26 protein-coding genes are annotated in these 25071 nt (G+C 63.0%); 4 read left to right on the forward strand and 22 right to left on the reverse strand.

Annotated elements, in window-relative coordinates; all coding sequences use genetic code 11:
• The 6 genes from CK220_RS29610 to CK220_RS29635 all read right to left on the reverse strand — a co-directional run bounded on the left by CK220_RS29610 (position 1) and on the right by CK220_RS29635 (position 6892).
• Positions 1–861: an ABC transporter permease gene (locus tag CK220_RS29610; RefSeq protein ID WP_095814915.1), complete on the reverse strand. Its 861-nt coding sequence runs from the start codon at positions 859–861 to the stop codon at positions 1–3.
• Positions 862–923: 62 nt separating this feature from the next.
• The gene (locus CK220_RS29615; RefSeq protein WP_095814916.1) at positions 924–1928 is read right to left on the reverse strand and encodes an ABC transporter substrate-binding protein; all 1005 of its coding nucleotides are present in this window, start codon (positions 1926–1928) and stop codon (positions 924–926) included.
• Positions 1929–1993: 65 nt separating this feature from the next.
• Positions 1994–3466: an aldehyde dehydrogenase gene (locus CK220_RS29620; RefSeq protein ID WP_095814917.1), complete on the reverse strand. Its 1473-nt coding sequence runs from the start codon at positions 3464–3466 to the stop codon at positions 1994–1996.
• A gap of 12 nt (positions 3467–3478) precedes the next feature.
• Positions 3479–4516, reverse strand: coding sequence for an LLM class flavin-dependent oxidoreductase (locus CK220_RS29625; RefSeq protein ID WP_095814918.1), 1038 nt, complete (start codon positions 4514–4516; stop codon positions 3479–3481).
• Positions 4513–6312, reverse strand: coding sequence for an alpha/beta fold hydrolase (locus CK220_RS32880; protein ID WP_095814919.1), 1800 nt, complete (start codon positions 6310–6312; stop codon positions 4513–4515). The genes CK220_RS29625 and CK220_RS32880 overlap by 4 nt, the downstream gene beginning before the upstream one ends.
• Positions 6305–6892: an amino acid synthesis family protein gene (locus CK220_RS29635; protein ID WP_095814920.1), complete on the reverse strand. Its 588-nt coding sequence runs from the start codon at positions 6890–6892 to the stop codon at positions 6305–6307. The genes CK220_RS32880 and CK220_RS29635 overlap by 8 nt, the downstream gene beginning before the upstream one ends.
• Positions 6893–7026: 134 nt before the next feature.
• On the opposite strand from CK220_RS29635, the gene CK220_RS29640 reads away from it, so the two are divergent.
• Entirely contained in the window at positions 7027–7704 is a 678-nt protein-coding gene (locus tag CK220_RS29640) for a GntR family transcriptional regulator (protein ID WP_095814921.1), read from the forward strand.
• A 106-nt stretch (positions 7705–7810) separates the two neighbouring features.
• Here CK220_RS29640 and pqqE read toward each other — a convergent pair whose 3' ends face one another.
• From pqqE to CK220_RS29675, 7 genes are all read right to left on the reverse strand, one after another.
• Positions 7811–8932, reverse strand: a complete 1122-nt coding sequence (gene pqqE, locus CK220_RS29645) for a pyrroloquinoline quinone biosynthesis protein PqqE (protein WP_095814922.1) — start codon at positions 8930–8932, stop codon at positions 7811–7813.
• A complete protein-coding gene (gene pqqD, locus CK220_RS29650) occupies positions 8929–9225 on the reverse strand; it encodes a pyrroloquinoline quinone biosynthesis peptide chaperone PqqD (protein WP_095814923.1) in 297 nt (98 codons plus the stop codon). The genes pqqE and pqqD overlap by 4 nt, the downstream gene beginning before the upstream one ends.
• On the reverse strand, positions 9225–9980 hold the full coding sequence (pqqC, locus tag CK220_RS29655; RefSeq protein WP_095814924.1) for a pyrroloquinoline-quinone synthase PqqC: 756 nt from the start codon (positions 9978–9980) through the stop codon (positions 9225–9227). Before pqqC ends, pqqD begins: the two co-directional genes overlap by 1 nt.
• Positions 9977–10915 carry a pyrroloquinoline quinone biosynthesis protein PqqB gene (pqqB, locus tag CK220_RS29660; RefSeq protein WP_095814939.1) on the reverse strand — a complete coding sequence of 313 codons (939 nt, stop codon included), beginning with the start codon at positions 10913–10915 and terminating at the stop codon, positions 9977–9979. Before pqqB ends, pqqC begins: the two co-directional genes overlap by 4 nt.
• 451 nt (positions 10916–11366) lie before the next feature.
• Entirely contained in the window at positions 11367–12239 is an 873-nt protein-coding gene (locus CK220_RS29665; protein WP_176479256.1) for a substrate-binding domain-containing protein, read from the reverse strand.
• Between the two features lies 1 nt (position 12240).
• Positions 12241–12765 (reverse strand): c-type cytochrome, methanol metabolism-related, encoded by a 525-nt coding sequence (locus CK220_RS29670; RefSeq protein WP_095814926.1) that lies wholly within the window; start codon positions 12763–12765, stop codon positions 12241–12243.
• A 159-nt stretch (positions 12766–12924) separates the two neighbouring features.
• A complete protein-coding gene (locus CK220_RS29675) occupies positions 12925–14814 on the reverse strand; it encodes a methanol/ethanol family PQQ-dependent dehydrogenase (protein ID WP_245429451.1) in 1890 nt (629 codons plus the stop codon).
• Positions 14815–15536: 722 nt separating this feature from the next.
• On the opposite strand from CK220_RS29675, the gene CK220_RS29680 reads away from it, so the two are divergent.
• A complete protein-coding gene (locus CK220_RS29680) occupies positions 15537–15890 on the forward strand; it encodes a hypothetical protein (protein WP_095814928.1) in 354 nt (117 codons plus the stop codon).
• Between the two features lie 27 nt (positions 15891–15917).
• Here the strand turns inward: CK220_RS29680 and CK220_RS29685 are convergent, their stop codons facing one another.
• The 4 genes from CK220_RS29685 to CK220_RS29700 all read right to left on the reverse strand — a co-directional run bounded on the left by CK220_RS29685 (position 15918) and on the right by CK220_RS29700 (position 18690).
• Positions 15918–16658 (reverse strand): ATP-binding cassette domain-containing protein, encoded by a 741-nt coding sequence (locus CK220_RS29685; protein ID WP_095814929.1) that lies wholly within the window; start codon positions 16656–16658, stop codon positions 15918–15920.
• On the reverse strand, positions 16627–17454 hold the full coding sequence (locus tag CK220_RS29690) for an ABC transporter permease (protein WP_095814930.1): 828 nt from the start codon (positions 17452–17454) through the stop codon (positions 16627–16629). The genes CK220_RS29685 and CK220_RS29690 overlap by 32 nt, the downstream gene beginning before the upstream one ends.
• Positions 17451–18389 (reverse strand): ABC transporter substrate-binding protein, encoded by a 939-nt coding sequence (locus CK220_RS29695; protein ID WP_245429449.1) that lies wholly within the window; start codon positions 18387–18389, stop codon positions 17451–17453. The genes CK220_RS29690 and CK220_RS29695 overlap by 4 nt, the downstream gene beginning before the upstream one ends.
• Before the next feature lie 91 nt (positions 18390–18480).
• Positions 18481–18690: a hypothetical protein gene (locus tag CK220_RS29700; RefSeq protein WP_095814931.1), complete on the reverse strand. Its 210-nt coding sequence runs from the start codon at positions 18688–18690 to the stop codon at positions 18481–18483.
• 288 nt (positions 18691–18978) lie between these two features.
• Here CK220_RS29700 and CK220_RS29705 point away from each other — a divergent pair, with 288 nt between their 5' ends.
• Together CK220_RS29705 and CK220_RS29710 are read left to right on the forward strand one after the other, a co-directional pair.
• The gene (locus tag CK220_RS29705; RefSeq protein ID WP_095814932.1) at positions 18979–19359 is read left to right on the forward strand and encodes a cytochrome c family protein; all 381 of its coding nucleotides are present in this window, start codon (positions 18979–18981) and stop codon (positions 19357–19359) included.
• Positions 19360–19766: 407 nt separating this feature from the next.
• Positions 19767–19967, forward strand: coding sequence for a hypothetical protein (locus tag CK220_RS29710; RefSeq protein WP_095814933.1), 201 nt, complete (start codon positions 19767–19769; stop codon positions 19965–19967).
• 44 nt (positions 19968–20011) lie between these two features.
• Here the strand turns inward: CK220_RS29710 and CK220_RS29715 are convergent, their stop codons facing one another.
• From CK220_RS29715 to CK220_RS29735, 5 genes are all read right to left on the reverse strand, one after another.
• The gene (locus CK220_RS29715) at positions 20012–20641 is read right to left on the reverse strand and encodes a hypothetical protein (protein WP_095814934.1); all 630 of its coding nucleotides are present in this window, start codon (positions 20639–20641) and stop codon (positions 20012–20014) included.
• On the reverse strand, positions 20641–21501 hold the full coding sequence (locus CK220_RS29720) for an ABC transporter permease (RefSeq protein WP_176479258.1): 861 nt from the start codon (positions 21499–21501) through the stop codon (positions 20641–20643). The genes CK220_RS29715 and CK220_RS29720 overlap by 1 nt, the downstream gene beginning before the upstream one ends.
• An 11-nt stretch (positions 21502–21512) precedes the next feature.
• Complete coding sequence (locus tag CK220_RS29725; RefSeq protein WP_095814936.1) at positions 21513–22301, reverse strand: ATP-binding cassette domain-containing protein; 789 nt, start codon at positions 22299–22301, stop codon at positions 21513–21515.
• Between the two features lie 80 nt (positions 22302–22381).
• Positions 22382–23353: a YVTN family beta-propeller repeat protein gene (locus tag CK220_RS29730; protein WP_095814937.1), complete on the reverse strand. Its 972-nt coding sequence runs from the start codon at positions 23351–23353 to the stop codon at positions 22382–22384.
• 19 nt (positions 23354–23372) lie between these two features.
• Entirely contained in the window at positions 23373–24620 is a 1248-nt protein-coding gene (locus tag CK220_RS29735; RefSeq protein WP_095814938.1) for an ABC transporter substrate-binding protein, read from the reverse strand.
• Between the last annotated feature and the right edge of the window lie 451 nt (positions 24621–25071).

Raw genomic sequence — 25071 nt, forward strand, 5'->3', positions numbered from 1 at the left:
TCAGAGCCCTCCGGCGAGGCGCCTGGCGCCGACCATGCGCAATTGGATCGCGTAGAGCACCATGGTGACGGCGAGCAGCACGAAGGCCGCGGCACTTCCGAGCCCCCAGTTGAGCAGCGACTGCACCGTCTGCGCGATCATCTCGGCGAGCATCGTGTTCGATGTGCCGCCGAGCAGCGCGGGCGTCACGAAATAGCCGAGCGACATGACGAAGACCATCAGCCCGCCGGCGGCGATGCCGGGCAACGACAGCGGTAGCAGGATGCGGCGGAATGCCTGCAACGGGCTCGCGCCGCAAAGGGCGGCGGCGCGCAGCGTCATCGGGTCGATGGCGCGCAGCGTGCCGACCAGCGGCAGGATCATGAAGGGCAGCATGATGTAGACCATGCCGATGGTGACGCCGGTCAAATTGTTGATGAGCGGCAGCGGCTCGTCGATGACGCCGAGCCCCATCAGCGCCCGGTTGATCACACCGGTGCGCTGCAGCAGCACCATCCAGGCATAGGTGCGGGTGAGGAGGTTGGTCCACATCGACAGGATGATGATGCCGAAGACGATCGAGCCGAGCGCCGGCGGCATGATCGCCAGCATCCAGGCGACCGGAAACGCAACGAGGATGGTCACGACGGTGACGACCGCCGCGACCAGGAACGTGTTGAGAAACACCCGCACATAAGTGCCGCTGCCGAACAGCGCGGCATAGTTCTGCAGGCCGGGCTCGGGATCGGTGACGCTGCGCAGCAAGAGCGCGACCACCGGCACGACAAAGAACAGGCCGACCAGCACCAGGGCCGGCAGGGCGCCGCCGCTGCCGGCCGGCAGGCCGGCAACCGAGCCGCGGCTGAGGGAGTGTGCTTGCATCGAGCGGTTCCCGTCGTCCCGAAGGGGGCGCGGCTTGCCGCGCCTCCTGGGTTCCTGTGGCGCTACTTGGTCTGCCAGGCGTACCAGCGCGTGGCGATCTCGTCGCGGTGCTCGGCCCAGTAGTTCATGTCGAGATTGATCTGACCGTCGACATGCGCGTCGGGCAGCCCTTTCACCACGTCGGCGGGCATTTCGGCCTTGGCCTTGGTGTTGATCGGCGCGTAGCCGCTTGCCTCGGCGAATTTCGCCTGGCCGGTCGGGCTGGTCGCGGCGGCGAGGAACTTCATGGCGCTGTCCTTGTTCTTGGCGCCCTTCGGCACGACGAGAACGTCAGCGGCGGTGAGGTTCTGGTTCCAGGAGACGCCGACATCGGCGCCGTCCTTCTCGAGCGCAAAGACACGGCCGTTCCAGAGCTGCCCGAAGGCGGCCTCGCCGGAAGCGATGAGCTGCTGCGACTCCGCGCCGCCGCCCCACCAGACGATCTCCGACTTGATCGTGTCGAGCTTCTTGAAAGCGCGCTCGAGATCGAGCGGATAGAGCTTGTCCGCCGGCACGCCGTCGGCGAGCAGCGCGATCTCGATCACGCCCGGCGCCGACCACTTGTAGAAGGTCCGTTTGCCGGGATACTTCTTGGTGTCGAACATGTCGGCCCAGCTTGTCGGTTCACCCGAAACCGCGCCCTTGTTCCATGCCAGCACGAAGGAATAGTAGAAGCTGCCGACGGCGTGTTCGTTGCTGAAGCGCGGGTCGAGATCGGCCTTCGGCACGGCGGCGAAGTCGATCGGCTCGAGCAGCCCGTCTTTGGCGGCCTTGATGGCGAAATCCATTTCCACGTCGACCACGTCCCAGGTGACGTTCTTGGCGTCGACCATGGCCTTCAGCTTGCCGTAGTCGGTCGGGCCGTCCTGAAGCACCTTGATGCCGGAGCTCGCCGCGAACGGCTCGGCCCAGGACTTGGTCTGCGCTTCCTGCGTGGTGCCGCCCCAGCTGGTGAACACCATTTCGTCGCCCTTGGCGGCGGTTGCCGACAACAGTCCGGCGAGCACGCCGGCTAAGATCAGTCTCATGTCATTCTCCTCTGATTTCTCTGTTCCGTTTCTTGTTCTTGTCGGTGCACCCTCGGCATGCGTTCTCAGCGCATAACGAAGGGATCGGGGATCGGCTCGTCCGAGGTCTTGATCCAGACCGATTTCGAGCGCGTGTAGTCGCGGATGGCGTCGAGCCCGCCTTCGCGGCCGAGACCCGACAACCCGTAGCCGCCGAAGGGAACGAGCGGCGAGACAGCGCGATAGGTGTTGACCCAGACGACGCCGGCATGGATGTCGCGCGCCATGCGGTGCGCCTTGCCGAGATTTGAGGTGAAGACACCGGAGGCGAGACCGAAAGGCGTGTCGTTGGCTAAAGCCAAAGCCTCGGCCTCAGTGTCGAAGGCGAGCACGCTCAACACCGGCCCGAACAATTCCTCACGCACGCAGGGTAGGTTGCTATCACCGGCATCGATGATCGTCGGCGCATAGTAGAAGCCGGCGCCGATTTCCGGCCGCGCCCCGCCGGTGACCAGCGTGCCGCCCGCGGCGAGGCTTTCCGCGACGATGGTCTCGATCCGGTGGCGCTGGCGCAGGGTGGCTAAAGGACCCATCTCGGTGGCCGGATCCTGAGGATCGCCGATGCGGATCGCTTCGGCCTTGCGTTTCAACCGGCCGAGGAATTCTTGCCTCACGGAGCGCTCGATCAGCAGGCGCGAGCCGGCGACACAGCTCTGCCCGGTCGCCGCAAAGATGCCGGCGACGACCGCATTGGCGGCGCTGTCGAGGTCGGCGTCGGCAAAGACGACGACCGGGCTCTTGCCGCCAAGCTCGAGCGTCGTGTGGGCGAGGTTCTCCGCCGTGTTCCTGACGATGGCGCGCGCCGTCGCCGGGCCGCCGGTGAAGGCGACGCGCGAGACCAGCGGATGGCTCGTGAGGCGCCGGCCGCACTCCTGGCCGAAGCCGGTGAGGATGTTGACGGTGCCGGCCGGAAAGCCGGCTTCGTGAACCAACTCGGCGAACGCGAGCAGCGGTGCCGGGCCGTCCTCGGAGGCCTTGAGCACAACGGTGCAGCCCGCGGCAAGCGCCGGGCCGAGCTTGACCGCCGAGAGGAAGAGCTGCGAGTTCCACGGCACCACCGCGGCGACGACGCCGATCGGCTCGCGGCGGATGGTGACGTCGAGATCGACCTTGTCGATCGGCACATGGACGCCTTCATGCTTGTCGGCCAGCCCGCCATAGTAGCGGTAGTAGTCGCCGACATAGGCGATCTGGGCGCGGGTCTCGCGGATGATCTTGCCGGTGTCGCGCGTCTCCAACTCGGCCAGGCGGCCGGCATTGGCGGCGACAAGGTCGCCGAGCCTGACCAGCAGTTTGCCGCGCGCGGTTGCTGTCATCGACGCCCAAGGGCCGGTGCGCAGTGCGCGATGCGCCGCCTCGACGGCGCGGTCGACATCGGCTTCGGACGCCGCCGGCATCTTCGCCCACGATACGCCGGTCGACGGATCGAAGCTGTCGAAGCTGGCCGACGGCTCGTCGAAGCGGCCGTCGATGAAATTCCTGAAGAGAGCGTCGGTCATGGAGGCTCGCGATCAGAGAAAGGCCGGCATCACCCGGTCGATGAACAGTTGCAGCGATTTCGTCTTGCGCTCGTGCGAAAGGCCGCTGTCGATCCAGATCGAATACTGGTCGTAGCCGAGCGCCTCATAGGCCTTCAGCCGGGCGATCACCTCGTCCGCCTCGCCGATCACCAGGTTCTGGCGCATCTTGTCCGGCGCGTATTGCGGCATGGCCGCGATCTCTTCGGCGCTCAGCGGTTCCAAAATGCCCTGGTGCACCGGCTTCTTGTTCTGGAACCAGGCGCCGAACTGGCAGTAGAAGTTCGACAGATCCTGGCTCAGCCGATCGGCATCGGCGGCGTCGTCGGCGACGAATGTGTGCATCAAGAGCATGATTTCCGGACGCGGGATTTCGGGATGCGCGGCGCAGGCGGCGTTGAAACGCTGCATCAGGCTCGCCACCTCGTCGTCGCCGGACGCCAGCGGCGTGACCTGCACCTTGCATTGGTTGGCGACCGCGAAGTCGTGCGAGTTCGGGTCGCGCGCCGCCACCCAGATCGGCGGGTAGGGTTTTTGCACTGGCTTCGGCGAGGAGGTGGTCGAAGGGAACTGCCAGAACTCGCCGGAGAGCTCGTAATCGCCGTCCCAGAGGCCGCGGATCGCCGGAATGATCTCCCGCATGCGCTGGCCGGCTCCCCAGGCGTCGAGCCCCGGGAAGACACGCTGGTATTCGTAGCTGTAGGCGCCGCGCGCGATGCCGATGTCGAGCCGGCCGCCGGTGATGACATCGGCCATCGCCGCCTCGCCGGCAAGCTTGATCGGGTGCCAGAAGGGCGCGATGATGGTTCCTGTGCCGAGACGGATGCGGCTGGTTCTGGCCGCCAGATAGGCGATGTTGATGAACGGATTGGGCGAGATGGTGAACTCCATCCCGTGATGCTCGCCGATCCAGGCGGTCTCGAAGCCCGCCTCTTCCGCCAGCAGGACCAGCTCACCCAGCTCGCTCAACAACTCCGAATGCGGCTTGGCTAGATCCGAGCGTTCCATATGCACGAAGAGCGAGAACTTCATCCCTGGTCACCTGTATTGAGGGCGACGGTCCTGGCGAGCGGCCTTACCTCGCCTTCGACCTCATTGCCGACATAGACGCCGAATGCGTCTTCGGTGCATTCGCGCACATAGCGGGTGAGCATCGAGCGAATAGCCGGATCGGCGATCTTCAACCCGTCGATCGCGTCGATGTCGATCAGCCGGATGCCGCGATCGCTGGAAGCCGGCACGTCGAAGGTACCGCGATAATAGACATGCGTGCGCGAGGGGTTGCCTGCGTCGTCCCATACGGCGAAGAGGAAGCCGAGCTGGGCCTCGATGGCCTTTGCGGCCAGAAGTCCGTTGAGGCTCTTGCCGTCGCTTGCCGAGCCAAGCCCCCGGCCGCGCGGCAGTTCGAGGAAGCCGTCCGTGGTTTCCAGGAACAGTATGCGGCCGCCGTTTTCGAGGATGGCGCCGACATCGGTGCCGGGCTGGGCGGCGGCCAGCGCCTCCTGACTAAGGCCGGGCGTGATGTAGGCGCCGCGGCAATAGCCGAGAGGCTGCGCGGAATTGTGCTGGAAGTCGCGGACGCGGCCGATCAGGATCGAATGGTCGCCCGCCTCGACCAGCCGCTCCATATCGCAGTCGAAGGTTGCGACCGAGCCGTCGAGAACCGGACTGCCGGTCTGCCCCGGACGCCAGTCGACCGAAGCGAATTTATCCGCAGCCTTCGAGGCGAAGATGCCGGAGGCCGCCTTCTGGCTCTCGTTCAAAATGTTGATGGCGAAGCTCTTCGATGTCGCGAACACGGGATGACCGAGCGCCTTGTGGGCGATGCAGACCAGCACCAGCGGCGGATCGAGCGACACAGAGGTGAATGAGTTGGCGGTGAAGCCGCGCGGCTCGCCTTCCGAGCCGATCGTGGTGACGATGGTGACGCCGGTTAGGAAGGAGCCGAGCGCGCGCCGGAACTCGCCGCTGTCGAAGCTGGCACCCGCTGCTGCTCCGTCGCTCGGCTCCAAGCCTTCACCTTCGTTGAGGAACTCGACGATGTGCCGTGTGGCGAGGTCGGGTGCCGCGACCGCCATCATGTGCCTCTGACCAGGAAGCACGCTGCAGCGGCCACGCGGCGCGAGCCTCGCCATGGCGGCCGACATTTCCGGCGAGGAGTTCTTGTCCTCGGAGCCGGTGATGAACAGGGCCGGCATGGCCAGGGTCTGCAGGCGCTCGGCGTGGTCGCTGTCGGCGCGGGCGAACAGGCGATAGGTGCGGGCGTAGCCTTCGGGGTCGACCTCGCTCAACGCCGCCGCCGCCTTCCCGGCGGCCGCCGTGAGCTCGGCTGGAACCGGATCGCCGAACCAGCGGGCGATGGTCTGGGCGACCCCCGCCGCATCGCCGTGGCCGGTGAGCGCCGCCGCGCGCTTGCGCACCGCTTCGGCGAGTTCAGGCGGACGCCGGAACACGGCGTTGAGCGAAACGACACGGCGGATGCGCTCCGGCGCTTGGAGCGCGAGTTCCTGCGCAACCAAAGCCCCCATCGAGTGACCGATGACGGAAACCTTGTCGAGGCCGAGATGATCGAGCAGCCGGATCGCCTGCCCGGCATAGTCGGCGAGTTCCGGATCCTGCGGCGGCAGCGGCGACTGGCCGTGGCCAAGCATGTCGATGGCGATCAGGTCGAAGCGGCCGGCCATTCGCTCGATCTGCGGCTGCCAGATCGTCGCGTTCATGCCGACGCCGTGGATGAACAGCACCGGCGCGCCCGATCCGGCGCGGATGAAGCCGGTTCCGTCGGGCGTGGCGGCCCGGGTCCATCCAGGTGCGACGGCGTCAGCCATGCAGGTCGCCCACTTCCTTGAGGTCCTGATAGCGGTCGCCGATGCGATGGTGAGGACGGCCGCCGATCGAAGCACCGAGCGCCACGACCAACTCGTCGGGCGCCGGTGCGTCGCCGATCTGGAAATGCACGGTAAGATAATGCGAGCGGCGGCCCTCGTCGTTCTTGTCCATCAGCGGGATCATGATGGGTGTGTTCGGCCCGCCGCGCAGATTGGTGAAGGCGAGATAAGTCTTGGCGCCGACGGCGCGGCGATAATGATTGCCGAAGTGCAGTGTGTGGATCAGCGCCGAGGCATGCTCGACCTCGCCCGACGTGCCGCAGATCGCGGCCTTGCCGTAGGCCTCGATCGCCTCGGCCGAGCCGGCGGCGGCAACGATCTCGCTGGTCAGGGTTTCTCCAAGCACCGGCGCAAAGGCGCGGATCTCGGGCGAAAGATCTTCGATGAAGCCGCGACCCGCCCAGGGGTTCGTCAGCACGGCGGCGACGCCGATCAGGCGCAGCGGCCTGGGAGCTGCCTTGCCGCCTTCGATCAGCGTGTTCTCGCTGTAGGTGACGATCTTGCGAATGGCCGGCTGCATCGAAACCTCTGTCGGGTGGCGCTCGACAGAGCGCTATTTCCTCTGTCGTCTTATGGTATACCATACTATGGAGCGCCAGATATCTTGTCAACCGGCCATGGAATCTGTTTTCGTGGCGTGGAGGGAGCAGAGACATGCAGGACGACACGCTTCGCATCGATCGCAGCGCCAAGACCTTGAGAACATTGGCGCTCGAGCGCATGCGCGAGGCCATAATGGATTTTCATTTCCAGCCCGGCGAAAGGCTGGTCGAGCGGCCGCTTTGCGACCAGCTTGGCGTCAGCCGATCGGTTGTGCGCGAGGTTTTGCGGCAACTGGAGGCGGAGGGCCTGGTGCAGATGATCCCCGGGCACGGTCCGGCGGTTGCCAAGCCGGACATCGGCCGCACCGACGAGATCTATGAGCTTAGGGCTTTGCTCGAAGGCATCGCGGCGCGCGCCTGCGCGCAATCGGCTACCAATGGGCAGCTGGCCGTACTGGAGCACGCCCTCAGCGAGCTCTTCGAGGCCTGGGCCTCGGGGAAACCGCCGGCGGTGATGCGCGCGACGACGAAGTTCTACGAAGCGCTGTTCGAGGCTGCGGACAAGCGTGTCGCCTGGGAGATCGTCAGCGGGTTGAATGTGCGCATCAACCAGCTGCGTTCGATGACGATCGCCTCGGCAAACCGGCGCGAGCCGGCGATCGCCGAGATGAACGCGATCATGGATGCAATCCGGGCGCGTAAGCCGCAGGAGGCCGAAGCCGCGGCACGGCGCCACGTCGAATCCGCCTGGAAGATCGCCCGGGACAAACTGCGCCTTGATCCTCTCTAAAGCGCCTCGCGCTGAAACGGATTCAGGCGACACGCTTTCGCGCAAATCCCGCCCGGCTAGATTTCCGATTATGACGGTATCGGGAACCGCTTAGAGGAAAGCTGTGTCAGGCGAGTTCCGTCACGGCTCCTATACGACGGTAAATGAAGGGTTCGTCCGCCGCACTGTCTGCCGAGGCGCGGCGCGTTTCGTCGATGAGCATGGCCATGCGGGCGTGGATCGGCGACTTGATGCAGACCGGATCCGTCGCAGCGGCATCGCCGGCAATCGCCATCGCCTGACATCTGCAGCCGCCCCAATCGATCTCGCGCCGCTCGCAGCTTCGGCACGGCTCCTGCATCCATTCGGTCCCGCGGTAGGCATTGAATGCGGGTGAATTGGTCCAGATCTCGGCCAGCGAGCGCTCTCCGAAACGCTCGAAGCGGAGCGAAGGGATGGTCTGCGCGGCATGGCAGGGCAGCACCGTGCCATCGGGCGTCACCATGAAGGCGTCGCGCGCCCAGCCGCCCATGCACGGCTTGGGATAGACGGCGAAATAATCCGGCGGGACGAAATCGATGTTGATGATGCCGGCAAGCCGTTCTTGGGCCGCCGCGACGATCTCCGCCTGCCGCTCGACCGCTGCGCGTTCGGGCATCAGCGCATTGCGATTGGCCAACGCCCAGCCGGCATACTGCACATTCGCGATCTCGAGCCGCTCGGCGTCCAGCGAAAGGGCCAGATCGATGAATTCCGGCACTTCCTCGATGTTGTGGCGATGGATCGGCGCATTGATGGTGAGCGGCAGCCCGGCCGCGCGGCCGCGGCGTGCCGTCTCCAGCTTCTTTTCGTGGCTGCCGCTGTGGTTGCCGATACGGTCGGTGGTCGCCGGACGGGCGCCCTGAAAGCTTAGCTGCAGGTGGTCGAGCCCGGCTTCGGCAAAGGCCTCGATGCGGCCCTCGGCAATGTTGATGCCGGCGGTAATGAGGTTGGTGTAGACACCGCGCGCCGAAAGCCCGGCGATCAATTGCTCGAGGTCGCGGCGCAGCGTCGGCTCGCCGCCGGACAGATGCACCTGCAGAACGCCGAGATCGGCGGCCTGCGAGAAGAGATCGAGCCAAGTCTGGGTGTCGAGCTCGCGATTGGCCTTCAGCAATTCAAGCGGATTGGAGCAATAGGGGCACTGCAGCGGGCAGCGATGCGTCAGTTCCGCCAGCATGCCGATCGGAGGCAGAAGGGGTTCGCTCATAGCTTCACCAGCAGCTTGTCCGACCATTCCTGCAGGAAGGCGATGACATCGGCGGCCACGGCCTCCTGTTCGGCATCATAATCGGCGGCAAGACCGGCGATGATGTGGCTGACCGAGGACCGTCCGTCGCAGCGGCGCAATATGTCGAGACTGATGTCGTTCGGCCAGAATACCTTCTCCGGCGAAAGCACGGCGAAGCCCTGCCGCACGGGATCGTATTGCATACGCACGTGCCTCGGCAGCGATGGCACCGATCGTAGCGACACGATGGCTCTTTCACGCAGCGCCATCATCAGGTTGCCTCCGGCCGGAAGGCGCCCGGTGGAAGGTTTCCCGGCGCGCCATAGGCGTGTTGAAGCGCATCCAGCATGGCCCACAATATATCGCATTTGAACACCAGCGCATCGATCGCCTGCTGCTGGCGCTCGGCCGTGTCGGCGTGGCCGAGCACATAGGCAAGGGCGAAGTCGGCGTCGCGCGAGGCCTGTTCGGGCCGCCGGCTGAAATAGGCCAGCGTGTCCTCGGTGATGTAATCGTATTTGGCCAGCATCGCCGGTACCCGCTCGCCGATGATCAGCGGCGAGAACATCTCGGTCAGCGACGATGCGACCGCCTCCAGCAGTGTGCGGTTCGTGCAGAAGGAAAGGTAGGCGCCGACGGCGAAACGGGTCGCCGGCAGCGCCAGCCTTTCGCTCTTGACGGCTTCGGCATCGAGCCCGAGCGAGGTCGCCAGATGCAGCCAGCGAGCGATGCCGCCGCTCCAGCCGTCTTCGCCGTCATGGTCCTCGATGCGTTTGCGCCAGGCGGCGCGAAACGCCGGATCCTCGGCATGTGCCAGGATCATGGCGTCCTTGCGCGGAATGACGGCCTGATAGCAGTAGCGGTTCAATGCCCAGGCCTGCATTTCGGCCTTTGTCAGGACGCCACTGGTCATCCTGTGATGGAAAGGATGGCGGTTGTGATAACGCTCGGCACCGACCTGCCGCAGCACCGCCTCGAGCTCGCTCTTTGACAGACCATCTCGCGCCGCGTCGTGGAAGTCGCTCAAAATTCCATCTCCATTCCGTCGCTCCCGATTTCCCAGCCAGCCGCTTTGACCGCCGCGTGTTCGGCGGAATTCTCGTCGAGAACAGGATTGGTATTGTTGATGTGCACGAAGACGCGGCGGCCGATCCTCACATCGGCCAGGGCGGCGATCGAACCCGCTTCTCCAGATATTGCGATGTGCCCCATGCGCGCACCGGTCTTCTGGCCGACGCCGGCGATGATCATCTCGTCGTCTGTATAGACGGTGCCGTCGAACAGAAGGCAGGCGGCATCCGCCAGACGCCTGCGCAGCGCGGCATCGATGCGCGCGCAGCCGGGAATGTAAAAGACAGCGCCACGACTGCCAGCCCCGCTGATACGCACGCCGATGGTATCGCCCGTGTCGGAGCTGAAATCGGCGCTGGGATCGCCCCTCTCCTCGAGATAGAGCGCGACCTTGCCGGGCACGGGAAAGGCGTCGACGACCACGCCGGTCTCCTGGCCGTCCGCGTTGCAGATCGCCAGTTCCTCCGTTGGCGCCAGAACGCGGCGCGGCACGATCGCCGGATCGAGAACGTTGAAGATCGAATTCGTCGCCAGCGTCGCCAGCACCTGTGCCGTTGCATAGATTGCGAAGGGCTGCCGCTCCCGCAGGCTGAGCAGGCCGGCGATATGGTCGACGTCGCCATTGGTCAGCACCACCGCGCGGATGGGCGTCGAGCGCAGCGGCGCATCGGCCGCGGGCTGCAGTTCAGGCGTTTGCGCAATCTGCTGGCGAATGTCGGGCGACGCGTTGAACAGAACCCAGCCTGTCCCGTCCGCCGATACGGCAATGGACGACTGGGTCCGCGGATGCACGCCGACCATGCCGCTCCGAGCCGAGCGGCTCAGGCGATAGTTGCAGTTCCATTGCGGAAAGCCGCCTCCCGCCGCCGAGCCTATGATCTTCACGCGCATGGCGATGTCTGCTCCGCGGCCCATTTGACCGACGCCAAATTGTCGGCGGCAAACGGCTTCGCGCCCGCGTTTCCCGCGGCAACCCCCGTCGCGACGACCTTAAGCGCCAAGGGGATGCATGCCCCCGTAGCCAGGGACACGCACCGCTGCGGCCTACTTCCTGGGAGGCGTTTCAGCAGGCAGATACCGCGAAATCTCGAAGCCCGCGGCAACCTGGCACATTGTCGGTTTCTTCCAGCTCTTCTTCTTCATCGCATTCTCCTCTTTAGCCAGCCCGAAGGGACCGGTCGTCATTGACGCCATTGGGGGCAATACAATGGCTCGTCCATCACCTCACAAATGGACAAATGAAACACTGGGTTCTCAAACAGCCAAAAACAAAGGAACAAAACACAACTGCCTGGCTCAAGGATCAGTTCCTTACCTCCATCTCTCTCCCCTTCGATCAAGCTCACCCCGGCGTCGGCGTGATCGGGTTGTCATGTTCGTCGATCAGCGGCACGTTGTAGTCGAGCAGGAGCTTGTTGATCTCTGCCTGGTTCTCCCGGATTACCTTGTTGAGCGTACGCTTCCATTCCTGGTCGGATGGACGTACTCCCATGGTGATGCGATAGGACATGCGCGAGCCGGTCTTTTCCTTGACCAGCGGGACGATCGCAACATTCGCCCCGAGTTGCTTGGCATAGTAGCCTGCCATCGGTCCCCACAGGATCGCCGCGTCGATCTTGCCGGCGAGTAGGTCTTTGAGCACAACCTCGCCCATCGATGGGGTGACGCGCGTATCGACGGCAAGCGGGTAGATTTTCGCCGTTCGCAAGAGTTTGTTGGCGGCCATGTTGGCGGTCGGCGGCGTTCGTTCGACGACGCCGATCCTCTTGCCGGTGAGTTTGGGATCCTCGATCGTCTCGACACCCTCGAGGGCGTCGCCCTTTGGATGCACAAGCACATAGGAGGAGCGGTAGTAGGCATTGGTGTTCTGCACCAGCTCATCACCCTGGGCGTAGCCCATGATGACGTCGCACCGGTTGGCTGCAAGCGTGTTGCGCACGAAGCCGATGACGGTAGGAAACCATGTGTAGGCGACCGACTTCCGCCCCGTCTTCCTTGCAACCAGTTCGGCCAGCTTGTTTTCCAAGCCCTGGCCGTTCTGGTCCGTGAACGGCATGTTCGAAGGGTCGGCGCAGACGCGCAGAATGTCGGGATCGACCAGCTCTCCCGCGGCGCCGAGACCGGCGCCCTGCGCTCCGGCGTTTGACGGCGACAAGGCGAGCCCGCCGAGGATCGGCAGGATAACGCGCAGCCTCGATGGGACGCGGCCGGCCATGTCATCCACCCATGCAGGATGCTTCGGCATCCTTCGCCGCTTGAGCTTTGTCTTCGTGCTTGGGCGGCCTGCCGCGAGGTGCCGCGCCATCGGCCCGGGCGCGCAGATAGACGTAGAGGTCATCCAGGTAGCAATAGACGTTCTTGTTGTCGCCAAAGGCAGGCATGACATTCTCCTTACCGCTGCCGACATTCTTGCGGCCCTGGGCGACGATCGAGAGGAAAGTGGGGTAGTCGATGTTTTTCAGGCTGTTGGCCAGGGCCGGCGCATAGCTCGAACCCGTCCCGTCCTGTCCGTGACAGACATGGCAGTCCGAGTGATAGCGGCGATAGCCGCTGAACGTGTACCAATCCACGTTTCCGTTTTCGATCTTGAAGGTCGGGTTTCCATCCGCGTCGAAATACTTGCCGCCTTCTTCCTTCACCGCCTTGGCCTTTTCGGCGCTGTCCTCGGCCTGCGCGAGATTTGAGCTGGCCAGAGGCAGAAGACCCAGGGCGAGGACGGAAATTGCGATGCGGACAGACATTCAGACGCTTCCTTCATTTGCCAAGGATCAGGGTTTACCGTCGCGAAGCGGCATCGATCGATGTTCGGGTGCGCGGCGAGATCGAGAGCCCGGCGGTGGTTTAGCCGGGGAGCCGGGCTCTCTTGTTTTCAAGCCGGTCTTAACGGTCGTAGCCGGATATCAATCCGGAAGACCGAAGACGGTGAGCTGGCCGCCCAGCGTCGTGTAGTCGGCAAGCGCTGCGTAGCCGCCGACCGCTCCGAGACCGGCGGTACCAACGACCGCGGCCTGATCGCCTTGCGCGCGGCCCTGATCGACGGCGCCATGCCAGGCCGCGGCTTGGTCGGGCGAAAGCAATCCGCCTGCCAGACCGATACCGGCCCATCCGCCGACGCCGGACAGAACGGCGATGTACTGCTTGCCGTCGTGCTCGAAGGGCGTGACATTGCCGATGATGCCGGACGGGGTCTTGAACTTGTAGAGTTCCTTGCCGTGCTCATCGACTGCCTTGATGTAGCCTTCGAGCGTGCCATAGAAGATGATGTCGCCAGCGGTCGCCAATGCGCCCGACCATACCGAGAACTGCTCGGGCTTCGACCAGACGATCTCGCCCTTGGCCGCATCCCAGGCAATGAAGTTGCCCATGTTGCCGTCACCGCCAGGCGCGGGATACATCGACACGGTGGCGCCCACATATGGCTGACCGGCCGTGTAGCTCACCTTGTAGGGCTCGTAGTCCATGCAGACATGGTTGGTCGGCACGTAGAACAGCCCGGTCTTCGGCGAATAGGCGGCCGGCTGCTGGTCCTTGGTTCCAAGCGCCGCCGGACAGATGCCCGTCGAGTTCGTGTCCTCACCGTTCTGCTGGGTCGAATATTTCGCCACGACCTGCGGGCGGCCATACTCCTTGCTCTTGGGGTCCATGTTGACCTCGGTCGCCCAGTTCACCGCAGGATCGTACTTCTTGGCAACGAGAAGCTCGCCGGTGGCGCGATCCATGGTGTAGGCAAAACCGTTGCGGTCGAAATGCACCAGCACGTCGTGCTTTTTGCCTTTGACGTCCATGCCGTCGACGAGGATCATCTCGTTGATGCCGTCATAGTCCCATTCGTCGTGCGGGGTCATCTGGTAGGCCCATTTGGCCACGCCGGTGTCGGCATCGCGGGCGAAGATTGTCATCGACCAGCGATTGTCTCCAGGGCGCTGGACCGGATTCCACGTCGAGGGGTTGCCGGTGCCGTAGTAGACGAGGTTCAGCTTGGGATCATAGGAATACCATCCCCATGTCGTGCCGCCACCCGTCTTCCACTGTTCGCCTTCCCAGGTATTCGTGCCGGAGTCCTTTCCCACCGGCTTGCCGAGATGCGTGGTCTTTTCGGGATCGATCAGGGTGTCCGCGTCCGGACCTTCCGAATAGGCCTTCCAGGCGAGCTTGCCGTCCTTCAGATTGTAGGCGGCCAGCCAGCCGCGGACGCCGAATTCAGCGCCGGAGACACCGACGAGAACCTTGTCCTTGACGACCACGGGCGCGGACGTGCCGGACTCGCCCTTTCCGCCGTCAGTCTGTTCGCCGTTCTTGACTGACCAGATGGCCTTGCCGGTCTTGGCATCGAGCGCGACCACGGTGGTGTCCGCCTGGTTAAGAAGGATCATCGCCGGGCGGTCGCCATCGGCAGGCGCATAGGCAACGCCGCGATTGACCGTGTCGCAGCACATGATCGGAATGACGTTCGTGTCTTGCTTGGGCTCGTACTTCCAGAGGATCTTTCCGTCATTGTTGAGATCGAGGGCATAGACGGTGTTCGGGAAAGGCGCGTGAACATACATCACATCGCCGACAATCAGCGGTCCGCCCTCGTGGCCGCGCAGCACGCCGGTCGAAAAGGTCCACTTGACCTGCAGGTTCTTCACGTTCTCCTTGGTGATCTGCTTGAGCGTGGAATAACGGGTGTTGGCGTAATCACCCGTCTGCATAACCCAGTCTTTCGGGTTTTTGGCCATTTTCGCGAGCTCTTCGTTGGCTGACGCCGGATAGAGCGAGCCGAGCGATAATAGCGCCGAGGTCGTCATAATGTAGGTAGCTTGCGTAAGTGCGCGCATCAAAATCCTCCCAGGTTAACAACGGGAATCGATCGTCAAGCCCGCCACGGGCAGTCCAAGCGAGTCATTTGGGAAGTATTTCCGGCAGCGTGTCACGACCTAAACCGAACCAATAGAGGAGCGTTCCTATCCTCTACCCAGTTCAGTCTAGCCTTCACCCACCCAATTGGCCTACGAAGACTGCCGCCGTTCCCTATAATAGCGACATCCTTGAAGCCGGAAACAAGGTAAGGCTATGTCATTCAAAAATGCCAGGCAAGAAAAAACCCCTGCGGAAATTTTGCACCGCAAAATCGTTATGTTGCGTCGCAAAACATTGAAGAACGGGAGAGAATTCCAGTGTTGATGGAATTGCATGGCATATTCTTGAGCGGGCTCCATGCAAGATTACCTAGGATGTCCGTATTTCATCGTGATACATATATTAGCTTTATATGGTGATATTTCGGAGGATACGAGCGAGGTGTCGTTTGTCGATATCAGTATTGAGATAGATTTTAAAAGAGGCCGAAAAGGAGCACCGTTGGGTGGGTTATGCAGCTGCCGTGAAACGTCATTGCCGGTTGGCGAGGCATTCCTCCTTTGGTCCTATATGGAGGCGATGAGAGGTTGACCGGGCTCGCGGCATGTCGCCAACTGGCCGCGACGATGTAGCCTCGATGCACCATCATCCGGCAACTGGAGGAGCTCTCATGATCAGATATGTTGGACTCTCGATCCTGCCGCTCCTGCTTGCATCGACACCGGCCTCTGCCAACCCAGCCGGCACTGCGGAAGACTACCCGACGGCCACGATTGTCGACTATGTGCTTGGCTGCATGCAGACGAATGGCCAGACGCGTCAGGCATTGGAGAGTTGTGCCTGCTCGATCGACGTCATCGCCTCGATCCTCCCTTACGACCATTATGAGAGGGCCGAGACCTTCAAAAGCATGTCGTTGACGACAGGCGAGAATGCAGGCCTGTTTCGCGAGAGCGCGCCGGCAAGAGCCGCGCGCACCGAGTTGAAGCGTGCGCAGGCGGAAGCCGACGTGCGTTGCTTCTAACTTTCTGATGCCGCCCGCGGCAGGCAATCAGGTCACGCCCGGGAATTTCTGGTGGAACGACTGCAACAGTCCGCTGATCGCCTGCTGGCTGCGGTGTTGCCGTGGCAGCCGCACATCGAAAATGCCGAGCACATGCGCAGGCCGCGGCGCAAGCACGATGATGCGGTCCGACAGCGTCAGGGCCTCGGCCAGATTGTGCGTCACCATCAAGGCGGTCGTAGGCCGCGCAGACCACACGGTCAAAAGCAGGCGCCGGAGCTGCTCGGCCGTCCGCCCATCGAGCGAGACAAAAGGTTCGTCCAGGAAAAGCATCGCCGGTTCGTTCGCGAAGGCCCTTGCAAGCGCTGCCCTTCGCGCAAGCCCGAGCGAAAGCTCCGCCGGATAGAGCGAGCGCATGCCGGCGAGACCGAGGGTGTCGAACAACCCGTCGAGATTTTTCGTTCGCAGGCTTTTCGGCAATGCCAGTCTGACATTCTGCTCGACTGTCCGCCACGGCAGCAAGGTGGGTTCCTGAAACACGGCGGCGATGCCGCCCGAGCCGCCTTCGGGCAGTTGGAAGGAGCCGGAAAACTGCTTGTCGAGCCCAAGCAGGATGCGCAGCGTCGTGGTCTTGCCGCAGCCGGACGGCCCGAGCAGGCAACCGAATTCGCCTTGACGGACCTCGAAGGAAAGATCTTTAAGCGCCGTCACCGAGACGCCTTGCGCGGATCTGAAGGTCTTTTCGGCGATGTCGACCCTAAGTGGGACGGCGGCGCCAACGGGCTGCATGTCGTTCAACGGGCTGCACCAGAAGAAGTTCGATGACAAGCATCACCGCCACGAATGCCAGCGTGTAGGCAAGAATGGCAGCGACGTCGAAAAGCTGGAAATAGAGATAAATCTGGAAGCCGACACCATTGGAGCGGCCGAGCAGCTCGACCACCAGAACGATCTTCCAGATGAGGGCGATGCCGGAACGCGAGGCCGCGGCCAGATAGGGCTGCAATTGCGGCAGCAGGATATGGCGAACGCGGTCGAGGAAACCGAAGCGGTAGACAGCCGCCATTTCGGCGTAGCTCGGGTCCAGCGCCCTGGCGCCCTCGCGCATGGTCACCACGACATTCGGGATCTTGTTCACGGCAACCGCGCCTATCGCCGCCACGTCGTTGAGGCCGAACCAGATGTAGGCCAGCACGATGATCACCAGCGCGGGGATGTTGAGGAACAGGATCACCCAGGGATTGAAGAACCGGTCCGCGCCGCGGTGGCTGCCGAGGAGAATGCCGATCACCGATCCGACGATCATCGCGACGATGTATGCCGCGGCAACCCGGGCCAGCGTTGTGCCGAGATGATAGAACAGATCGCCGCTCGCAGCCTCTCTCAGCAATACCTGCCAGACTTGTCCCGGTCCGGGAAAGGCACGGCTCGGCCAGGCATTCGCCGCCAGGCTCCACAACAGGCAAAGCCCTAGCAGGGAGATCGTCACCGTCAGCGCGGGTATCAGCGTCGCCGCGGGGCCGGAACGGCCGGACATGCCGGCTGTCTCACCAAGCGTGCGCCCTCCGGTATCCCTTGCGGTCATTTCGGGGGCTCCTGCCAGAACGTGCCCGGTGCCATCTCCGGTGCGCTGCCGACCAGTCTTTCGCCGCCGATCCCGGCCAGCACCCGATAGAGCCTGCCGGCATCGGCCGCTTCCTCGGCGCCCGGCCGCCTGGGGATGCCCTCGCGATAGCGGTCGCGCAGCTTTGCCAGTTCCTTGCCCTCTGCTCGGACGATCGGCGCAAGACGCAGCCACTCTTCGTCGGACTTGGCCAGCAGATCCCTGGCCTGGGCGGAAGCCTTGAGAAAGCCGCGGACGACGTCCGGATTTTCGATCGCCCATTTGTCATGGAACACATAGCCGAGCGCGGACACCGGGCCTGCAGCTCCGAGCGCGTGCGCTGCGTCGTCCGCGCCGAGCAGCCGACGAAAGCCGTTGGCCTCGAGCCGGGCGCAAAAATGCCAGAAATTGAGCACCGCATCGAGTTCGCCCTGAATCGCCTTTTCGGAAATCAGCGGCGGGGCGCCAAAGACGACATCGCTGATCGCCGGCAGGTCAAGGCCGTGGTCGCGTCTGGCCAGCGCCTGTATCAGCAGCCAGCTCTTGTCGAGAGGTCCGCCGGCGACGCCGATCTTCTTTCCCTTGAGGTCGGTGATCGTGCGCACCGGCGATGCCTCCTTCACCATGATCGCCCCGACGGCCGTCGAATAGGGGGCCATTGTGACATCGCCACCGTCCGAGCGCTGTCGCGAGACCCACAGCCAATCGGTCACGATCATATCGATCGCGCCAGCGAGTATCGCGACATTGGTCGCATCCTCGCCGGCGAAATAGATGACGTCCACATCGATCCCGTTAGCTGCGTCGAACTTGCGGTCCTTCAGCGTATCAAGGGCCCAGCTCACCGTGCCGAACTTCAGCACGCCGATGCGGACCTTGGACGCGGCGGAGGCGGCAATGGGGCGTGAGCCAAGCATCGCGACCGTTCCAAGGACTGCCAGACGGAGCGTTTCCCGCCGCGAAACCATGATGCCTCCTCCCCGAGACTGCAATAACCAGTGATGTCGGTCAGATCTCCCGGTCCTTCTTCGGGAAAGCGCATTTCCAGCGCCTGACCTTGAAGGTAGGATGTTCCTGCGACCATTTCGCGATTTCGCTGGACGCCAGCATCATGCATTGAAACAGGGAGCCGCGGCTCTCGAAATTGAGATGCTCGTCATGGCAGTAGCCCGGACTTGCACTCAGGCAAACCGTCAATACGAGGTCGACCACACTCATTCGGCACCTCTTGCGCGCAAAGACGCCCGCTCCGGCGAAATCCTGCCCGCCCCCATCGCCCGGGCAATCTCGGCCTGGACAAATTCAGCCTGACCGGATTCCCGAGGTGCCCATGACTATCCAGAATGGTCCGAAGCTACGCGTTCGCCCCAAGGCCGTCAACAAAGGCGAAAGTACAGGGCGGCTCCTACGGTGCCGGAGCTGCTGTGGACTTTCGTATGGTTGACTTGGTCAAAGCAATGGCCTGCAAATCATCCGGGGCTGCTTGACGATCAACGAGGAAATGCCATGCGCGCTATCGCACTTTTCGCCGTCGTATTCTTAGCGACTTTCATCACCAACCAGTCCCACGCCCAGGATGCCGCGGCGGGTGAGAAGGTCTTCGCCAAATGCAAGGTCTGCCACGTAGCAGACAAGGACCAAAACAAGCTCGGTCCATCATTGAACGGCGTCATCGGCCGAACGGCCGGCACGCATCCGGGTTTCAGCTATTCCCAGGCCATGGCTGCGGCCGGAAAGTCTGGCGTCAAATGGGACGAGCCCACGCTGAAGACCTATCTCCATGATCCAAAGGCCATGGTCAAAGGCACAAAGATGGCCTTTGCGGGCCTCAAGCAGGACGAAGACATCGCCAACGTCATCGCCTACCTGAAACAATTCTCCAAGTAGCCTCGCTCTTTCACTGTAACCTCGCTCTTTCACGGCTCGAATCAGCCGCCCTCGGCGCCAGCCTGGTGTCTCGCTTCGTCGCGTCGGAACGAAGCCGGCCGTGTCGCCATCCTCACTAGGGTCCGCGGGAGCGGTTCATCGGAACGCCGAACTGCTCGAGTGTTCGGCAGCGATCGGGGAGAGTAAAGCGGCGGCCATACCGTCGGGCCATAACGTGCGAAAAATCGAGAAAGGACGGGCAGTCGACCGCCGCCGATGGCGGTCGGCAAGCTCACATGTTATGTTCCGATGTGAAGCGGCAGGGCGCGCTTTCACACTCGCATCAAGACGAATGGGCAGCCTAACCCTGCAGGCAAATCGCTATGCGTCCCGGGCGTGGGGTTCGGGAATTCGAAGGGGAAGGGGCAATGTTTTATACAATCGTGATGACGGTCTGCATGACGGCCGTGCCGCAGACCTGTGAGCAGAGAGAACAAATAGCGAACGGCTTGGCCATGAATCCCGGGGTGGCCTTCATGCAGGCGCAGCCGCTGGTCGCCCGCTGGTTGGAGGCACATCCCGGCTATTTCGTGCAGCGCTGGCGTGTGCTGCCCGGCCGGTCATCCTGACGGGGCGGGCCTGTTATCCCAAAACCGCTGCGGGGCGGCATGCGTTATTTCTTCGCGGCAAGCGTTTCCGAGATAGTCTTGGACAACTGGTAAAGCCGCTGCTCGATTATCGTCGGCACATCGCAGACATAACTCAGCGATTGCGCACGTTCATTGAAAATTCGCGTCGCGAAGTTCAGCTGGTCGGTCCGCCGCTCGACCTCGTCCTGATCCGCGTCGGGTTTTGCCCGCAGCGCATCGACATCCGAGGCTTCCTTGCGCAATTCGGCGGCCATTTCGAGCTGCTTGTGGGCGTAGCGGGAAATGCCGGAAATCACGTGCGAACGCTCGGTGTCCATACGGTCGAACATGCCCTGCACGAGCATCGCCATTTTCGGCGCGAGCTGTTCGGCCGGCAGTGAGGCTGCGAAATCCCTGATCTTTTTCTGCGCGTCCACGACCGGCAGCCGGCGAGCGGCCGCCTCTTCGACCAAGGCGGCGACGGAAGGGTCCTCCGACCAGCCCTTCGCCGCCGACGAAAGCTCCGGTCCGTTCCAGACTTGGCCGAGCGAGAGTTGCGGCACCTTGCGCTGCATGCAGGGCCAGTCCGGATCGGTATTCGCGGCCATGGCGCCGGCGATGGGCATGAGCATGACAGCCGCAACCAGGCTGCGAACAAGGCTCATCCGTTCCATCAGCCGTTTCCTCCCGTGCCTTGTTTGCGGGTTATCAGGCCGCGCGAAGGGTCATAGGCGATGATGGCGCCTCCCAGAAACAGCAGCGTGCACCCGGCGACGACACCCAGCGCCACCCAGGCGACCTGCCCGTAGAAGGCGAAGCGGATCAGCTCGACGGCATAGGTGAAGGGGTTGGCAAGGCAGAGCTTGTAAAGCAGCGGGCTCGCTTCCTGGATGCGCCACAAAGGATAGAGCGCCGGCGACGCGAAATAGCCGGGAAAGATCACGAAGTTCATGATCCCGGCAAAGTTTTCGAGCTGCTTGATCATCGAGGACAAAAGCATGCCGAGCGCGCAAAGCATCATCCCCGACAGGAACAGGGCCGGCAGCACGAATAGGTAACCGAGCGGCGGCGCCTTGACGCCCCAGAACCAGGCAACGATCAGAAAGGCATAAACCTGGGCGATCGACACGGAGACGCCGGCGAGCATCTTCGACACCAGCAGATACCAGCGGGGAAATGGGCTGACCAGCAGGATGCGCATATTGCCCATCTCACGGTCGTAGACCATCGACAGCGAAGACTGCATGCCCGAGAACAGCAGGATCATGCCGCACAAGCCCGGCGTGATGTAGACCTCGTAGAGCACGTAGGTCTTGTAGGGCGGGATGATCGACACACCGAGCACCTGCCGGAATCCGGCGGCAAAAATGAACAGCCAGACGAGCGGTCGCACCAGCGACGAGATGAAGCGCTCGCGCTGGTGGAGGAAGCGCAGGCCTTCCCGCAGGACAATGCCTTTGAGGCAGATGAGGTAATGACGAAGGCCGAACGCGTCGGACTTCACCGGGGTGATGGCGCCGACCTTTTCCGGCATTGCGGAAGTGCTCATGGCGAGATCTCCGCGTCGGCGGCTGCTTCGCCACGGCTGAGTTTGGAAAAGGCGTCACGGATCGACGCGGCACCACTCGCTTTGACCACGTCGGCCACCTTGCCCTTGGCGACCAGATCACCCTGCCGCAGCACGACGACATGGTCGCCGTCATCAACCTCGTCGATGAGATGGGTGGCCCAAAGCACGCCGATGCCCTCGGTTTCGACCAGCTTGCGGATGGTGGCGAGAATGCCGGCGCGCGACTGAATGTCGAGACCGACAGTCGCCTCGTCGAGAAGCAGCAGGGACGGGCGGTGGAGCAGCGCCCTGGCGATCTCGATGCGCCGCATCTGGCCGCCGGAAAGGCTCCGGGCCTTGTCATGCTGACGGCCTTTCATGTCGACGGTCTCGATCAGCGCTGCAATGCGCTGTCGAGCTTCGTGCCGCCCGATTCCATGCAGCGAGGCGTGATAGGAGAGGTTCTGGTATACGCTCAGGTCGAGGTCGAGCGTGCGTGCCTGGAACACGATGCCGACCCGCCTGAGCGCCTCGCTGGACGCACGGCTGACGTCATGGCCGAAGATGCGGATCGATCCCTGGCGCGTGTCGTAGAGGTGGCTGATCAGCGAGAACAGCGTTGTCTTGCCGGCGCCGTTGAGACCGAGAAGGGCGGTGAAAGTCGCCGGCGCGATCGAGAACGAAACGTCGTTGAGCGCCCGCTTCGGACCATAGGAATGGCTGACGCCGGCGACATCGAGTGCCGCCGCTCCGTTCCCCGTTTTCCCCGTCCTCGCATGCTGCATGGATGCTCCTTCAGGATCCTTATCTAGCGCGCTTGACGTCTTTGACCCCGGCTTCCAGGCCTAATCCTCCGGTTGCTTTTCTATTTGGGCGATAGGACCACGCCCCAGGGCTGCTGACCCACAGTGACCGACTGAACCGGCTCCTCGGTCGCCGTATCGATGAAAGTGATGTCGTTGGAATTGCCGTTCGTTGTGATCAGTGTCTTCTGATCGGGGGTGAAGTCCAGATGCCAGACGCGCTGCCCGACGAGTATGTATTTTTCCACCTCGTAGCTTTCGGTGTTGATCACTGCGACATGGTTCGCCGGGCCGAGCGCGACATAAGCCTTCTTCCCGTCGGCGCTGATGGCGATGCCGACCGGCTGGATGGTTTCGGTCCGCAGTCCGGGAATCGCGAACTTGATCCTCTTCACGACCTGGCGCTTGGCGTTGTCGATAACGCTGACGGTGCCGCCGACCTCGGCACTGACCCAGACTTGCGAGCCGTCGGGCTTGAACGCGGCGAAGCGCGGGCGCGTGTCGACCAGTACGTTGTCCGTTACCTCATGGCTCTCGGTGTCGATGAAATGCGCCATGCTGGTGGTCTCCGAGGTGTTGACCATGGTCTTGCCGTCGGGGCTGACGGCCATGCCTTCGGGTTCCACGCCAACCGGGATCTCGGACTTGACTTGCTTGCTGTCGACGTCGATCGCGGTGACCAGATTGTCGTTTTCGTTGGCGACGTAGAGCGTCTTGCCGTCGGGCGAAAGTACGAACAATTCGGGATCGTCGCCGGAGGGGAGCGTGCCGACGACCTGCAGCGTCGTGGTATCGATGATTTGGATCGTATTGTCGTCGCTGGCGCACAAATAGATGAACTTGCCGTCGTGCGAGATGGTGATGCCGCGCGGTCTCTGGCCGACGTCGACGGTCTTGACCACCTGCATGGTCGCCGTATCGACGACGGTCATCGTATTGTCCTTCTCGTTTGAGACGTAGGCCGTGTAGGCCGATGCCGGGCCGGCCATAACGCCGGTTGCGAGAATGGCGAGTACGCAAGCTCGGCTCTGCACGAATTCCTCCCGATTGGCGCTACTTGAGAACGCATTTCGTTTCCGGCTGATCGATGCCGAGGGTGTCGAGTTCGGAGACCTGGTGGAGATAGCCCTCCTGGGGAGATGTCGAGACCACCGATTTGGTATCGCCAAGCAGGATCGGCTGGCGAAGCTGGAGATTCCATTTGCGGAAGGTCAGCTTCTGTCCCTTGAAGGCGGCGACCGAGAAGTCGTCCGAGCGGATGTAATCGCTGATCTTTTTCGGATCGTCGCCATTGGTGCGCGTGGTGGCTTCGCCGACGGCCCGCACGGCCGTCCAGGCCGACATGTCCTTGGACAGCATTCGCCGGCCTGCCGTCTTCAGGAAGCGATTTTGCATTTGGATGCCGCCCCACTGTTCACTTGCGGGATGCCATGACGATGCCACAAGACCGGCCGTGCCTGCGACGAGCCGCGGCGTCCAGCTGCGGTAGGGCACGTAGGTCCCGAACACCTCGCTTTCATCGGCCACAAGCAGCACGTCATGCTCCGGCAAGTCTTGCGTGAATACTGAAATCTGCTGCTGTATCTGCGTGGCTCCGGTGTCGGTGCGGCGCGCCGTCCCGGTATCCTTGAATTCCTTTTCCGCCACGATCTGGCCACCGAAGCGGGCTGCCGCGCGGCGCAACGCGTCGGCATAGAGGCGGTCTTCATCATGCGAGCCGTAGAGCAGCACCCAGTTCGGCCATTTCTTCACCATCAGATACTGCGCCAGAGCGTCGGCGAGCATGCTTCGCGTCGGCGCGATGTGGAATACATTTATGCGGCAGTCCTCCTCGCGCAGTCTGTCGTCGGCGGCGCCCACGTTGAAGATCAGCACGCCCTTGTCGCGGGCAATGTCGGCGATCGACAGCAGCTGCTTGGCCGAGAGGTCCGCGATCAAATAGCGGTCGCCTTTGGCAATCAGCGCGTTGAATGCCTGAACCGCGTCGGCTTCCGGTCTTATCTCGGTGACGTCGAGGCTGAATTTCTGCTTGATGAACGTGCCCGTGGTGTTGTTGTCGCGAATGGCGACATTGGCGCCGGCGACACCTTCGTCACGCGGCGGCGCGTCGAGCAGGGAAAGCGTCAGGCGCGGCGCATAGGCCCGTAAATAGCCTATCTTGATTTCGGTTGTCTTCTGGTCCGGCTTGATCGCTCCGGCCGGCTGCACGGTCGGTTGCTGGGCGAACGCACGCGGAGCACCAGCGGTCAGGGACAGAAAGCACAAAAGGGCCGCCAAGGTGCCCGGCACCGCGCTTGTCATCGACAAATTACCGTTCTTGCGCCTGAGCCCGATCGTTGCCGGACCAGCGCGAAGCCAAGGTGCCCCAAGGCGAGCTTAGTGAACCGTCGGGATTTATCAACCTCGTGAGCAGGACGTCTCGGCTTCTGCTTTAGTCCTACTCCCATGGCAAGGAGGTCGGTGTCACGGCCTGCCGGCAACCGCGCGGAAGTTCCAAACCGATGCTCGAGGAGCGCCCATAACGCAGCTGTCTCGAGGCGGGCGGGGGTGGGGACCTTGGTAGAATAGACTTATGCGCTGGATCGTTCGACTATTGCGACCTCACGGCGACCAGAAAAACGGAAATTTTGTTGCGAGGCAGGTCTCAAGCCCGCCGGAACCATGAAATCTTCGACTGCCTTGGGAGGAATGCCTCATGAAAACGCGTGCCGCTGTTGCCGTTGGTGCGGGAAAGCCGCTGGAGATCATGGAG

It is taken from the genome of Mesorhizobium sp. WSM3860, from assembly GCF_002294995.1.
Taxonomy (GTDB): domain Bacteria; phylum Pseudomonadota; class Alphaproteobacteria; order Rhizobiales; family Rhizobiaceae; genus Mesorhizobium.

Excerpts from the sequence above, each read along its gene's own strand:
- CK220_RS29610 (WP_095814915.1), bottom strand. The coding sequence starts at position 861 with ATGCAAGCACACTCCCTCAGCCGCGGCTCGGTTGCCGGCCTGCCGGCC.
- CK220_RS29615 (WP_095814916.1), bottom strand. The coding sequence starts at position 1,928 with ATGAGACTGATCTTAGCCGGCGTGCTCGCCGGACTGTTGTCGGCAACC.
- CK220_RS29620 (WP_095814917.1), bottom strand. The coding sequence starts at position 3,466 with ATGACCGACGCTCTCTTCAGGAATTTCATCGACGGCCGCTTCGACGAG.
- CK220_RS29625 (WP_095814918.1), bottom strand. The coding sequence starts at position 4,516 with ATGAAGTTCTCGCTCTTCGTGCATATGGAACGCTCGGATCTAGCCAAG.
- CK220_RS32880 (WP_095814919.1), bottom strand. The coding sequence starts at position 6,312 with ATGGCTGACGCCGTCGCACCTGGATGGACCCGGGCCGCCACGCCCGAC.
- CK220_RS29635 (WP_095814920.1), bottom strand. The coding sequence starts at position 6,892 with ATGCAGCCGGCCATTCGCAAGATCGTCACCTACAGCGAGAACACGCTG.
- CK220_RS29640 (WP_095814921.1), top strand. The coding sequence starts at position 7,027 with ATGCAGGACGACACGCTTCGCATCGATCGCAGCGCCAAGACCTTGAGA.
- pqqE (WP_095814922.1), bottom strand. The coding sequence starts at position 8,932 with ATGAGCGAACCCCTTCTGCCTCCGATCGGCATGCTGGCGGAACTGACG.
- pqqD (WP_095814923.1), bottom strand. The coding sequence starts at position 9,225 with ATGATGGCGCTGCGTGAAAGAGCCATCGTGTCGCTACGATCGGTGCCA.
- pqqB (WP_095814939.1), bottom strand. The coding sequence starts at position 10,915 with ATGCGCGTGAAGATCATAGGCTCGGCGGCGGGAGGCGGCTTTCCGCAA.
- CK220_RS29665 (WP_176479256.1), bottom strand. The coding sequence starts at position 12,239 with ATGGCCGGCCGCGTCCCATCGAGGCTGCGCGTTATCCTGCCGATCCTC.
- CK220_RS29670 (WP_095814926.1), bottom strand. The coding sequence starts at position 12,765 with ATGTCTGTCCGCATCGCAATTTCCGTCCTCGCCCTGGGTCTTCTGCCT.
- CK220_RS29675 (WP_245429451.1), bottom strand. The coding sequence starts at position 14,814 with ATGACGACCTCGGCGCTATTATCGCTCGGCTCGCTCTATCCGGCGTCA.
- CK220_RS29680 (WP_095814928.1), top strand. The coding sequence starts at position 15,537 with ATGATCAGATATGTTGGACTCTCGATCCTGCCGCTCCTGCTTGCATCG.
- CK220_RS29685 (WP_095814929.1), bottom strand. The coding sequence starts at position 16,658 with ATGCAGCCCGTTGGCGCCGCCGTCCCACTTAGGGTCGACATCGCCGAA.
- CK220_RS29690 (WP_095814930.1), bottom strand. The coding sequence starts at position 17,454 with ATGACCGCAAGGGATACCGGAGGGCGCACGCTTGGTGAGACAGCCGGC.
- CK220_RS29695 (WP_245429449.1), bottom strand. The coding sequence starts at position 18,389 with ATGCTTGGCTCACGCCCCATTGCCGCCTCCGCCGCGTCCAAGGTCCGC.
- CK220_RS29700 (WP_095814931.1), bottom strand. The coding sequence starts at position 18,690 with ATGAGTGTGGTCGACCTCGTATTGACGGTTTGCCTGAGTGCAAGTCCG.
- CK220_RS29705 (WP_095814932.1), top strand. The coding sequence starts at position 18,979 with ATGCGCGCTATCGCACTTTTCGCCGTCGTATTCTTAGCGACTTTCATC.
- CK220_RS29710 (WP_095814933.1), top strand. The coding sequence starts at position 19,767 with ATGTTTTATACAATCGTGATGACGGTCTGCATGACGGCCGTGCCGCAG.
- CK220_RS29715 (WP_095814934.1), bottom strand. The coding sequence starts at position 20,641 with ATGGAACGGATGAGCCTTGTTCGCAGCCTGGTTGCGGCTGTCATGCTC.
- CK220_RS29720 (WP_176479258.1), bottom strand. The coding sequence starts at position 21,501 with ATGCCGGAAAAGGTCGGCGCCATCACCCCGGTGAAGTCCGACGCGTTC.
- CK220_RS29725 (WP_095814936.1), bottom strand. The coding sequence starts at position 22,301 with ATGCAGCATGCGAGGACGGGGAAAACGGGGAACGGAGCGGCGGCACTC.
- CK220_RS29735 (WP_095814938.1), bottom strand. The coding sequence starts at position 24,620 with ATGACAAGCGCGGTGCCGGGCACCTTGGCGGCCCTTTTGTGCTTTCTG.